Annotated in this window: 10 protein-coding genes; 5 read left to right on the top strand and 5 right to left on the bottom strand. The window is 73.0% G+C overall.

The window, feature by feature from the left end:
* The first annotated feature begins 104 nt into the window (after window positions 1-104).
* Window positions 105-758, top strand: a complete 654-nt coding sequence (locus ACIA6A_RS27325; protein WP_396100713.1) for a hypothetical protein — start codon at window positions 105-107, stop codon at window positions 756-758.
* A gap of 37 nt (window positions 759-795) precedes the next feature.
* Here ACIA6A_RS27325 and ACIA6A_RS27320 read toward each other — a convergent pair whose 3' ends face one another.
* The 4 genes from ACIA6A_RS27320 to ACIA6A_RS27305 are packed head-to-tail and all read right to left on the bottom strand — an operon-like array spanning window position 796 to window position 5,107.
* Complete coding sequence (locus ACIA6A_RS27320; protein ID WP_396100712.1) at window positions 796-1,947, bottom strand: glycosyltransferase family 4 protein; 1,152 nt, start codon at window positions 1,945-1,947, stop codon at window positions 796-798.
* Window positions 1,944-2,744, bottom strand: coding sequence for a glycosyltransferase family 2 protein (locus tag ACIA6A_RS27315; RefSeq protein WP_396100710.1), 801 nt, complete (start codon window positions 2,742-2,744; stop codon window positions 1,944-1,946). Before ACIA6A_RS27315 ends, ACIA6A_RS27320 begins: the two co-directional genes overlap by 4 nt.
* Before the next feature lie 16 nt (window positions 2,745-2,760).
* Entirely contained in the window at window positions 2,761-3,846 is a 1,086-nt protein-coding gene (locus tag ACIA6A_RS27310) for a glycosyltransferase family 4 protein (RefSeq protein ID WP_396100709.1), read from the bottom strand.
* A 16-nt stretch (window positions 3,847-3,862) separates the two neighbouring features.
* Window positions 3,863-5,107 carry an oligosaccharide flippase family protein gene (locus ACIA6A_RS27305; protein ID WP_396100708.1) on the bottom strand — a complete coding sequence of 415 codons (1,245 nt, stop codon included), beginning with the start codon at window positions 5,105-5,107 and terminating at the stop codon, window positions 3,863-3,865.
* Window positions 5,108-5,207: 100 nt separating this feature from the next.
* On the opposite strand from ACIA6A_RS27305, the gene ACIA6A_RS27300 reads away from it, so the two are divergent.
* From ACIA6A_RS27300 to ACIA6A_RS27290, 3 genes are read left to right on the top strand one after another with little or no spacing between them, the layout of a single operon-like run.
* Window positions 5,208-5,780, top strand: coding sequence for a hypothetical protein (locus ACIA6A_RS27300; RefSeq protein ID WP_396100707.1), 573 nt, complete (start codon window positions 5,208-5,210; stop codon window positions 5,778-5,780).
* 18 nt (window positions 5,781-5,798) lie between these two features.
* Window positions 5,799-7,184, top strand: coding sequence for a thymidylate kinase (locus ACIA6A_RS27295; protein WP_396100706.1), 1,386 nt, complete (start codon window positions 5,799-5,801; stop codon window positions 7,182-7,184).
* Window positions 7,185-7,219: 35 nt separating this feature from the next.
* Window positions 7,220-9,727: a hypothetical protein gene (locus ACIA6A_RS27290; protein ID WP_396100705.1), complete on the top strand. Its 2,508-nt coding sequence runs from the start codon at window positions 7,220-7,222 to the stop codon at window positions 9,725-9,727.
* A gap of 78 nt (window positions 9,728-9,805) precedes the next feature.
* Here ACIA6A_RS27290 and ACIA6A_RS27285 read toward each other — a convergent pair whose 3' ends face one another.
* A complete protein-coding gene (locus ACIA6A_RS27285; RefSeq protein WP_396100704.1) occupies window positions 9,806-10,711 on the bottom strand; it encodes a glycosyltransferase family 2 protein in 906 nt (301 codons plus the stop codon).
* Between the two features lie 119 nt (window positions 10,712-10,830).
* On the opposite strand from ACIA6A_RS27285, the gene ACIA6A_RS27280 reads away from it, so the two are divergent.
* Entirely contained in the window at window positions 10,831-11,499 is a 669-nt protein-coding gene (locus tag ACIA6A_RS27280; RefSeq protein ID WP_396100703.1) for a hypothetical protein, read from the top strand.
* The last annotated feature ends 695 nt before the right edge of the window (window positions 11,500-12,194 follow it).

The raw sequence follows: 12,194 nt of genomic DNA, 5'->3' as shown, positions 1-12,194 counted from the left end.
AACGAGTGCACGGTGCACGCCGTGGATGAACAAGATCGAGACAGCGGGCGAACCCCTGGAAACAACCTGCTCAGGGTGGCTGCGGCTGGGATATCAATGAGCCCATGCGTCCCCTGTTCTGGGTCGCCGCCCTGCTCACCGCGGCTCTGACCGCCGGCTGTGGCAGTGACGGCGACTGGTCCCAGCCGCACCCCGCCCCCAGCGCGGTCGGTGCCCTCGGAGCCGGCTTCATCGTCGCGCCGCCCGCCCCGGAAGCGACCGTGACCCCGGCGCCGGGATCGTGGGACGGCGTCCACCCGTCGGCGGGCTACCGGGTGGTGCTGCTCACCTACGGCGACGACGCCCCGACGAAAGCGCTGGTGGCGGCCGTCGAGGACTGGGCCGATGCCGAGGACGCGGACCTGCGCACGGTGGTCGCCGACGGCCCGGCCGACCTGGTGCCCAGCATCACGCGGTCGATGGCGCTGAAGCCGGACCTCGTCGTCAGCGCCGGCAACGCTCTGGTCGACCCGCTCACCCTGGTCACCCCCAGCCACCTCGACCAGCGATTCCTGGTGGTGGGCGCCGAGCTCGCCGAGCCGACGCACAACGTCACCGCGGTCGACTGGACCGGTGCGTCGTTCCGGGGCGAGGGCCTCGGCTCGGCCTCCACGTACGACCCGGCCTCGTTCACCGCCGCCCGGTGCTCCGCCGCGATCCGGGCCGGTGTCGCCGCGGTCCTGCACGACCTCACCGGGATAGTGATCTGGCTGGAGTAGGCGCTACGCCACCGTGCGGCTGCCGATCAACCCGGCGTCACCCAGCTGCGCTGGGGCTGGGGCCGGTGAGCGCGTACGCCCGCGCGGTCACCTCGGCGGCGCGGTCCCAGCCGAGCTGGTCGCGGACCGAGCGCAGGCCGGCCTCGGCGTAGCGGTGCCAGCCCAGCTCGTCGCGCAGCAGGCCGGCGATCGCGTCGGCGAGGGCGGCCGGGCGGGCCGGGGGCACCGCGATGCCGTTGACGCCCGGTTCGAGCACCGCGCGTACGCAGGCGACGTCGGTGGCGACGACCGGGAGGCCGACGCTCATCGCCTCGGCCACCGCCATCGCCGGCGGGGACGTCGTGTAGTCGAACTTGAACGGCCACGTGCCGACCTGGGCCGCCGCCAGCTCGGCGAGCAGGTCCTGCACCGGTTCGGTGACGACCTCCACGTCGGCCGCGGACCCGGCCCGGGCCAGGATCGCGGGCAGCTCGGGGCGGGGGATCAGCAGCAGGCGCAGGCGGGCGCCCGGGACCCGCTCGCGGATCGTGGGCCAGGCGGCCAGCAGGGTGTCGAGTCCGCGTACGGTCTCGGCCCGGCCCGCGAACACGACGGTCGGCCGGCCGGTGGTGAAGCGTGCCCGCCGCTCGTCGGTGGGCGCCCCGGACGGCAGCCGGGTGACGGTGAGACCGCGATGCCCGCCGAGCCGTTCCGCGACGCGCGGGTCCGGGGTCAGCACAGTGGACACCCCGGCGCGGTGCAGCGCGGCGGTCGCGAGCATCGGCGGCAGCAGCGTGGTCAGCGCGACCCGCGGTTGCAGCACGTTCGAGGACCGCATCTCGGCCAGGGACGCCCGCCGCCAGGTCGCCGGACCGGGCACGGTCGGCCACGCGTACGCGGTGAGCACGGTCTTGTACGGCCGAAGCACCGACATCGCGGCCTGCAACGGGCCCAGCGCCCCGGCGTGCAGGTGCACGACGTCGGGCCGGATCCGGGCCAGCACCCCGGCCAGTGCGGCGGTGCGCCCGAGCGGGAAGCTGGCCACCGCCCCGCCCAGCTCGTCCACCCCGGCGAACACCCCGGTGCCGTCGTGCGCGTGCGAGGTCACCAGGTAGTGGTCACCCGGCACCCGCGACGCGGTCTCCGAGACGGTGCGTCCCATCGCCTCGTGCCCGGAGTACTCCGCGATGAGGTGGACGATCCTGGTCATCGCGCGTTCGCCGCCCGGCTGTCGCGGACCCCGAGCAGCAGCCCGGCCGCCTCGGTGGCCTTGAGCGTGACCAGCCCGGCCGTCAGCACCGGGTGGCGCAGCAGCCGCCCTGGCTTGTTCAGCAGCGCGGTCCGGGTGAACTTGGTGCTGGAATCGGCATGCATGCTCACATACTGGTCGATCCAGCGGCCGTAATAGCGCTTCTTCGCGAAGGTCGCCCGCAGCTTGATGTGGCCCTCGTCGTGCCAGATGTACGTCTCCACCCGCCCGATCGTGGCGACCTCCCGGGTCCGGTCGGCGAGATCCCAGTCCTCGGCCGCGGTGAGGTCCTCGTTCCAGCCGCCGAGCTCCTCGATCAGCTCCCGGCGGAACGCCCGCGGCGACTCGACCGCCGCGTCCCCGACGTACAGGCTCTTCTCGAGCCGGCGGCACTGGGCCAGGAAGCCGTCGCCGAACGAGCGCTCCGGGATGACCAGCGCGCCGACCCCGGGCTCGGCCGCGAACTTCTCGGCGATCTCGGCGGCCAGGTGCGGTTCCATCACCATGTCGGAGTCGATGAACACGACGACGTCGCCGGTGCTGCACTTCGTGCCGTGGTTGCGCTGCGCACTGCGTTCCGGTCCCCACTGCAGCACCTGGTCGGCGAAGCGCTCACCGATCGCCACGGTGGCATCGGTGGACTTGTTGTCCACCACCAGCACCTCGACGTCGGGGTGCGTCTGCGTCCGCAGCGAACCCAGGCACGCGGCCAGGGTCCGGGCCGAGTTGCGGGTCGGGACGACAAAGCTGATCTTCATGACTCTCCAGAAAGGGTCAGGCGGCGACGGGTACGCGGGCGTGGTCCTGCACGGCGGTCAGCAGTGTGGAAGCGACGTCGTCCCACGAGTGCGCGCCGCCGTACGGCACCGGCTCGCAGGGGCGCTGCCGCCACGAGGGCATCAGGTCGCACATCCAGCGGGCCAGCGCGTCCGGACTCGGCGGCACCACGACACCACCGGCCGCCAGCGTCGAGTCACGCAGGCCCGGGACGTCGTACGCGATGGTCGGTGTGCCCAGCGCGGCAGCCTCGGTGACCACCAGTCCCCAGCCCTCGCGGACGCTGGTCGCCAGGTGCATGTGGGCGCGGGCCATCAGGTCGTGCTTGACCGGCTCGCTGACCCGGCCGAAGAACTCGACCCCGGCCGGCGCCGCACCGCGCAGCCGGCTGAGCATCGGGCCGCCACCGATCATCCAGAGGCGCAGGTCAGGGAGCTCACGACGGGCGATCTCGGCCGCGCGCAGCACGTCCCACGGGCGTTTGTAGCTGACCATACGACCGCAGAACACCGCCGTGGGCCGCTCTTCCTTCTGCCGCGGGCGCACGTCGTCCGGCGGCTCGTAACCCTCCGGTACGACGGTGACGTCATGCGCGCCGAACCGGGCCAGCGCGTCCCGCGTCGACTCGGAGACGGCCAGCACCGGGGCGGCCGCCAGCCGGTGCAGCCAGCGCGGCTCCAGCGCGTGCCGGCCGAGGTGGGCGACCACCGGCGGGGCGTTGTGGTGCCAGATCTCCTCGCACGTCTGGTGCACCAGCGCGACCGTGCGCGCACCGTCGTCCACCCACTCGTGGGCCAGGAACGGCACGGTGTTCGTCTCGTCCACGACCACGTCGAAGTTGCCCCGGCCGCAGCGTTCCCACCAGCGCCGGGCCTCGCGGTACACGGTGAACCGGTTGCCGGCGCGGACCACCCGGTAACCGTCCACGGTCTCGACCGCGGGCCGGCCGGCGACCGCCGCGGCGAACAGGGTGACCTGGTGCCCGGCGGCCACCCAGCGGCGCAGCACCTGCTCGGTGTAGACCTCGGCGCCGCCGGACGCCGGGTGGGCCAGGTCGCGCCAGTTCAGGACGAGGATGCGCACAAGTGACTCCGGGGGGTCAGGCCGCGAGGGCGGGTTCGGGGGCGGGGGTGGGGGAGCGGAACCAGGCCCGCGCTTCGAGCAGCACCATGGCCAGCAGGGTGACGGTCAGGGCGGCGGCCGAGCAGACCGCGATCTGGGTGGCGCCGCCGTGCCACAGCTCGATGAGCGCCACCTCGAGGACCGCGCCGGCCCAGGGGATCGCGATGGTCCAGGAGCGGCGGGCCAGGGCGGCGTTGGTCAGCACGGTCACCAGCGACGTCAGCGCCGCCACGCCCGCGAGCGTGCGGACCAGGCCGGTCGCGTCCGCGTACCCGTCGCCGTAGAGCACGCGCAGCACCAGCGCCGGCAGCGCCACGATGACCAGGCCGCCCAGCAGCGCCGGACCGGCGACGGCGACGGCGCCGGAGGTCAGGACCCGGCCCCGCTTTCTGGTCGGCCAGCCGGCCAGCAACCGGGGGAAGACCGCGGACATGATCCCGGCGGGCAGCGCCAGCACGGTCTTGGCCACGGTCGCCGCCGCCACGTACGCCCCGGAGCTCCCGTCGCGCAGATGGTGGCGGGCGAGCAGCAGGTCGACGGTCGAGAACAGGAACAGCCCGGTGACCGCGAGACCGGCGTGCGCGACGCTCTTCAACCGCAGTGTGGAACCGCCGCCCGGACCGGTCGGGCGGCGCAACGGGCGCACCGCCACCAGCAGCGCGGCCAGCTCGCTCAGCACGGTCGCGGCCAGCGCGCCCTTCACCCCGAACGGCAGCACCAGCGCCAGCCCGAGACCGAGCCGGACCACGGTGGAGACGAAATACGTCAGCGCCACCGCACCGACCTGCTTGTCACCGAGCAGCAGCCCACGCGCGGTGGCGGTCACCGCGGCGACGACCAGATACGGCGCCAGCTGCGCGGAGTCGGCCAGCGAGGCCAGGTGGAAGTAGTCGCGCACCAGCGGCGCGCAGGCGAGGAGCACCAAGGCCGGGACAAGTGCGACAAGCCCGACCGACCGCAGCGTACGGCGGGCCGGGCCCCACCCCGGGCCGTGCTCGGCGACCAGGGCGGACGCCGCGGTCTGCAACGCGCCGAGCGGGACACCGAGCATGAGCATCGCGGCGAGCACCGCGCCCAGGGCGCCGTACTCCTCCGGGTCCATCAGCCGCCCGACCACCGCGTGGAAGACGAGATTGCCCGCGGCCTGCACCGCCACGGCCACCGCGATGGGCGCGGCTCCCGCGGCGAGCAGGCCGGCGATGCGGCGCGCTGGGCTGGTCACGAGCATGCCTATCGGCCGCCGAGTCAAGAACTGTTCAATTCCGTCGCAAGGTTCTGTCACGCAGCGTCACAACGGGGCCCGGAGGCCGCATGCTCGAGACATGACAGCGCCCACCAGCTCCGTTCGCCGGCCCGTACGAGTCGTCCTCGTCCTGGTGTTGTTCGTGGCCGGTCTCGTGGCGTTCGTGATGCTGCGCAGCCCGGTCACCGAGCAGCAGTCCACGGTCAACCCGGCCAACACCGGGCTGACCACCACCTGGCACGACGGCAGCAACGAACTCGAGGTCACCGCGATCGGGTTCCGGAAGCGCTCGATGGTCAAGGTCCGGATCGGCAGCGAGGCCTGGCGCGAGGTCCGCGCCGACGACAACGGCACCGTGCACCTGACCGACGAACTCGGCCCGGCCGCCGGTCGCGCCGGGACGTCGGTGCTGGTCAGCGGGCGGGCGGCGAGTGCCGGATCGCGGACGCTGCTCGGTGGCCTGCCGCCGGCCGCGAGCGCCACCGGCCCCCGTGACGTCACCCCGTGGGCGGTCGCCGGGCTGCTGGAGTTGATGGCGCTCGGCGCGGGCTTCGGCCACCGCCCGCGGCGCGGGACGCACCGCAACACCCGTCGCGCCCGCAGGACCCGCTCCGGCCTAGCCGTGGATTCCGCCTCCCTGCAGCTCGCTTGAGCGTAATAATCGGGAGAAATGACCGATTACCGGCAGGCTTCTCAAGACTCCAGCGGCGTCGCGGCTGACCGCGACGAGCTGCTGCGGGCGCTGACGGACGCACTCCCCGGCCCCTGGGCCTGGCAGGGCACGTCAGACGCCCCGAAGCGATGGGCCGCCGACAACGGGCCCAAGGACCTCGACATCTGGTCCGCCGGGTCACCGGCCGACGACCTGCTCAGCCGGTACGCGTGTGCCCGGGTCGCGGAAGCCCACGACCCGCGACGGTTGCGGCACGTCAGCCTCGCGGTCGCCACCACCACCGGGCTCGCGGTCGTGGACGTCACCTACGGCGACCTGTTCGTGGGGCCGGTGCTGCTGGTGCCGGCCACCGAGATCACCACCACCGACCACCGGCTGACCGGCATCGCGGCGCTGGCCGACCTGCTCGTCCGGCCGGTGCTGCGCGGCCGGATCCCCGAACCCGCCCGGGTCGCCGAGGCCCGGGCCGCCTGGATGTCGGCCGAGCCGGCACACCGGGAAGCGCTGGCCCGGCGGCTCACCCACCAGCTCGGCGCCCGGGTCACGGCCGACCTGCTGGCCATCGCCGGCGGAGCACGCCCCGACCCTGGACTGCCCACCCGGGCCCGGCTCCGGCTGGCCACCCGCAGCCTCGCGCCGTCGGTGGTCACGGCCACCTGGGCACAGCGCCGCGCCGTGCTGCCGGCGGTGGGAATGCGGGGGCCGCTCGGGTTGCGTACCCACGGTGTGGTCGTCGCCCTGGTCGGCACCGACGGCTCCGGCAAGTCGACCGTCGGCGGTGACCTCAGCACCCGGCTGCGTGCTTTCGGTTTCGGCACCAGCGCGGCCTATTTCGGCATGGCCCGAGGCAACCTGCCCGGCGTGACCCTCGCCCGCCGCCTCCTGGGCGTCGGCTCCACCGCCCCCTCAGCCACCGCCCCCTCAGCCACCACCCCATCCGCTGCTCCCACTCATGATCATCCGGGCTTGCGGCAGGCTGCGGCCTGGTTCTACGCGGCCGAATACGTCTGGCGATACCTGAGCACGGTCGCCCCCGCGCGGGCCCGGCGGCACGTCGTGATCGCCGACCGCTGGGTCTACGACCTGCGCGAATCCCCGTGGCCCGGCTCGCCCGCGGCCCGGGTCGCGGAATTCCTCGTCCCGGCCCCGGACCTGCTGGTCCTCCCGGACGCCCCGGCTGAGGTGATCCACGAACGCAAACCCGAACGGCCCCTCGCCGAGCAACGCGCGCAGCAGGAGCGATACCGGCGGCTGCTCGCCGAGCACCCGGCCCGGCGGGCCGAACTGGTGGTCGACACCTCCGGCGCACCCGGCGGCTCCCTGGCGGCCCTCGTCGCGGCGGTGGTGCAGGCGGCCCACACGCCCCGGCGGCGCCGCAGGTGACCGCCCTGGCGCCGCGACCCGCCGCGGCGCCACCGGTGAGCACCCGCGTGCCCCGGCACCGGCGGCTGCCCGGGGTCGACGCCGCCGCGGCCCGCCTCACCGCCGAATCCGCGCTCATCGGGTTCCTCTCCGGCCTCGCCGTCGTCGCACCCTGGACCCGCGACGGCTACCTGCTGCTGCTCGACTGGGTCGCCGGCCCGCACCAGGCCCTCACCACCGGCCTGTACGGACTCGACCCGGCCGCGCTCGACGCCCTGCCGTACCGGCTGGTCACCCACACCCTGCGCGAACTCGTCGGCCCGGGAGCGACCGGCTGGCTGCTGATCCTCTGCTACTTCCCGATCGCGGCCGGCGGCGTCTCCGCCCTCGCCGGAGGTGGCCGATGGCGCCGGCACACCGCGGCGCTGTTCGTCTGCTGCAACCCGTTCGTCGTCGAACGCCTCCAGGCCGGACACGTCCCGTTCCTGCTGTCGGTCTCCCTGCTGTGCTGGCTGCTCGCCTCCGCCCTGCGAGCCCGCCGCCGCGGCGGATGGTTCGCGGCCCGCCCGGCCGGCTGGTACGCGCTGGCCATGGCGGTCGGCCCGCACGCCGCGTGGCTCGGCGGCATGAGCCTGCTGGCGGTCGCGCTGCTGCCGAGGCCCCGGCGCCGGGACCTGATCCGGACCGTGGTCATGGTCGCGTGCGCGGGCTGCATCTACGCGTACGCGGTGGTGGTCGTGCTCAGCGCGATCCTCACCGTCAAGGTCGGCCCCGGAGACCTCGAGGTGTACGCCCCGCATGCCGGACCCGGCGGCCTGCCCGCGACGCTGCTCTCGCTGCGAGGCTTCTGGCGCGGGGCCGCCGACAGCAGCCCGCAACTGTCCCTCGGCTTCATCCCCGGCGCGGTCATGGTGGTGGCCGCGGCGACCGGACTGGTGCTGCTGTGCCGCCGCACCCCGGTCCTCGGAGCGCCGCTGACCGCCCTCGCCGCGACCGGCCTGCTGCTCGGCGCGGGGATCAAAGGCCCGCTCGCCGCGGCATACCGCCTCGCCTTCGACGTCGTGCCGCTCTTCGCGGCCATGCGCGAGCAGCAGAAATGGGTCGCCCTGACAATGATCGCGTACGCGGTGGGCGTCGGCGTGACAGCCGAGACGCTGGCCGGGCTCTGCCGCCGGGCCCGCCCCACCCGGGCGACGCACTCGGCGAACCAGGGCCGCCCCATGGTCAAACGGCTGGCGAGCGGCGCGGCGCTGCTGGCGCTCGCGGCGGGCTACGCGGGCACGGCACCGTCGCTGTTCTGGGGGCTCGGCGGCAGCGTGCACGTCAGCCACTACCCGCTGAGCTGGTACCGGGCGGACCGGATCATGGGTGAGGGCCCCGAGGCGGTGCTGTTTCTGCCCTGGCACGAATACCAGCCGTTCGGCTTCACCGGGAACCGCACGGTGGGAACCCCCGCCGGAGCGTTCTTCCGGCGCCCCGTACTCAGCAGCGACGCCGTCGAACTCGGCCCGGTCCGCACGAACTCGTCATCCCGCCGGATGGCGTACATCCAGCGCCTGGTCGTCGACGGCGGCCACGACGCGTTCGGCCGGTTGATCGCCCCGCTCGGGGTCCGCTACGTCGCGCTGGCCCGGGACCGGGAAGCCGCGGAGTACGCCTGGCTGTCCACCCAGCGCGACCTGACCGAGGTCCTGCGTACCGAGGAGATCGTGCTCTACCGCGTAGAACCGACCGGGACAGGCCGGGTAGGAGCGTCCCGCACCGGCGACTACGCCTCCACGGTCGCGCTGGCCGCCGAGGACAACCTGGGAAGCGAGGCGGTCCTGGCCGCCGGCACCGCTACTGGCACTGCTACTGGCACCGCTGGTGGCATCGTGCCGTCCACCGTCTCGGGCAAGATCGATCGGACGAGCTCCACCAGCTGGCGGGTCGAAGCCGGCGAATCAGGCTGGGTGGTGATCCCCGAGGAATGGTCGCCGGGCTGGCAGGCCGGAAAGCTGCCCACCGCCCGGACCGTGGCCGGCACCCTGGCCGTCCTGGCCGGCCCGGACCCGGTGACCGTGAAATACCAGCCCTGGCAGTGGCTCCGCCTGGGCATCGCCGCCTCGATGCTGTCTCTGCTCGTCCTGCTGACCGCCGGCCTGCTCGAACACCGCCGAGACCTGTCCCACTGGTGGTTCGCACCTCCCGGGCCGTTTTCCTCCGGGCCATCGTCTTCCGGGCTGTCTTCCGCGGGGCCACCGTCTCCCGGGCCGTCTTCCGCGGGGCCGCCGTCTTCCGGGCCGTCTTCGGCGGGGCCGCCGTCTTCCGGGCCGTTTTCCGCGGGGCCGCCGTCTTCCGGGCCGTCTTCGGCGGGGCCGCCGTCTTCCGGGCCGTCTTCGGCGGGGCCGCCGTCTTCCGGGCCGTCTTCCGCGGGGCCACCGCCTCCCGGGTGGTCTTCCGCGGGGCCGCCACCTCCCGGGTGGTCTTCCGCGGGGCCGCCACCTCCCGGGCGCTCTTCCTCCGGGCCGCGCTCTCCCGGGCGGGCTTCCTCCGGGTCGTCTTCTCCTGGGCCGTCTCCCTGAGGGCGACCCCACGCCCAGCCCACCCTTTCCGGGAGGTCTCGCTCCGAGCTGTTCCTCCCGGGCCGTTTTCCGGTCGGGTCAGGCGGCGCGGACCATGGCGTCGTCCCAGGCGGGCACCGGCTGCGGACGGGTCGCGGCCAGCTCCGCCATCAGCGCCGTGACCGCCGGACGGTACTGGTGGGTCAGGTGCAGCCGAGCGAAGATCACCAGGGTGTCGCGCACGGTCCGCAGGATCGCCTTCGACGTCACCGTGGAACCCGCGACCCGCTCTTCCAGCCGCACCGGCGCCCCGACGAACCCGTCGACGCCGGCGGCCTTGGCGGCCACGAAGAACTCCAGGTCGAACGCGAACCGCCGCTCCCGCATCCGGGGCAGGAGCATCGCCAGCACGTCGCGCCGCAGCACCTTGCACCCGGTCTGGGTGTCCCGCATCCCCAGCACGAACAGCATCGTGACCAGCGTCGAGTAGAACATCGACACCAGCTTGCGGAACGACGAGGAAGCACTGGCCGAGGCCTCGTGGCGCTTGTCCGCGTACACCCCGGCGTGCCCACCCGACTGGGCGACCCGCAGGTACTCGACGAGGTGCACCGGGTCGATGTCCCCGTCCGAGTCGACAAACCCGATCCACGCACCCTTGGCGGCGGCGAACCCGAGGTGCAGCGCCGCACCCTTGCCCTGGTTGACCGGGCTACCCACGACACGTACGCCGGGGAGACCGTCGAGGCTACGCTCCGAGCCGTCCGTGGAGCCGTCGGAAACGGCGATGACCTCGTACGCCACACCCTCGGCCCGCAGGCTCGCAATCAGTCGCTCGACGGTCGGCCGCAGCGCCGCCCCGGGGTTGTAGAAGGGCACCACCACGGTCAGCTCAACCGCCGCGTCAGCCGGCGACCACAGCCGCGAGGCGTCGAACAGGTGGGCCGGGCGGCCCGTTCCGGTCGAGGCAGCGGTGGCGGTGGTGGCGAGCTTCGTTGCGGTCATGCCCCAGAGATCGGACCGCTACCTCAACGCAACCTCAGGCCAGCTTCAAGCTGGCAGCAAGGTTGCAGGCGGGTTGTGCACAGCGCCGTGACCCCGGATTCCCGTGGCACCATGGAGAGGTGATCAGTCCCCGTTACCGCAGGTCAGGCCAGCTCCTGCTGGTCGGCGCCGCTCTGGGCGCCATCCTGGCCCCGGGCGCCGCACTCGCGGACGGCCCTGGTTACGGAGGCACCGCGGACACCCTCACCGTGCAATGGCAGGCCGAGTCGAAGAAATCCGACGGTCTGGCTGTCTACGCGGTCGGCTTCCGAGGAGGCTCCCCGGTCCAGCTGAGAGTCGGAGCCGACGCCGAACGTACGATCGCAGCAGACCAGTCAGGAGCCCTCCGCGTCCTGGTGGTCAACACCGAGGCGACAGCCCCCACCGCAGCCGAGGACACCACCGTCCTCAAGGTCGACCAGACAAGCACCAACCGCTTCTCCGCCGGAACCAGCGTCCTGGCCCTCGGCGAGACCCCGGCAGGCGATATTCGCCGCTTGATCGGCTCGGTCCCCCCACCCGAGGCAGGCCGAGGAGTCCAGGACCTGGCCCCCTGGGCCGGAGCCGTAGCCGCCCTGGCCGCGGCGGCAGTCTGGGCCCGCCGCCAAGGCTTCTCCCTGACCGCGGCCATGGCCTCCACCCGGGCCCGGACCCGCTTCCACCCAGCAGGCCCCCCAGACGAAAAACCCCCCTCCCGTCACCGCCACCACCCCCGCCACCGAGCAACCCCCACCCACGCAGCAGCCTGACCCCACGCGGCATCCCGCCTTCGCGTGGCAGCTTGCCTTCGTGCGGCGGCTTGCCTTCGCGCGGCGGCTTGCTCTCGCGCGGCAGCCTGCTCTCGCGCGGTTGCTGGACCCGAGCGACCCTTCCCGCAGCCGTCTGGTCCGTTCACGCGACGCATGGTCCGCCCCACTCGGTCTTGGACCCTTCGCGCAGCCGCCTACCTCAACCTGCGGTATCAACCCGCGCAACCGCCCGGAGCTCATCCCGAGCCGCCCCGGCGGGCGCCCATCCCGCATCGGCGTATATAACCAATTCCCCTGCCGCCCGGACCGCAGTTCTCTGCTCCTTTTAGCGCGACGACGCTGGCCCCGCCGAATGTTATATCCAGCCCTCACAAATGATGTCGCCAGCAAGCCCTAGTGTCGCCGTTGTGCCCAATGTTAATCGACCACGGCAAAATGCATCAATGTTGCACGTCGCTGTTGTTTTATTCTGCACGCAATCAGGGTCGAACTCCTCGAGTCACGCCAGCGTATGCCGCCCCAGTAGGAGTTGGCGAGCCGAGCTACCCCCAGCGAGTGTCAGTTTCGCGTCAGTGATTTCCGCTACATCGGACTCGGAGGTCCTGGGTGGCGTGTGCTAGTAGACCGTCGGAAATAATCGATCTGATGCTTTGTCTCCGCCGCTGGTACGGGGATAGAGTGGGGTATGGGGCAGT

It is taken from the genome of Actinoplanes sp. NPDC051494 (genome assembly GCF_044454705.1).
In the GTDB taxonomy this organism is placed as follows: Bacteria; Actinomycetota; Actinomycetes; order Mycobacteriales; family Micromonosporaceae; genus Actinoplanes.
The sequence above is the reverse complement of the archived record's forward strand: the minus strand, read 5'-3'. Positions and strand labels throughout refer to the sequence as shown.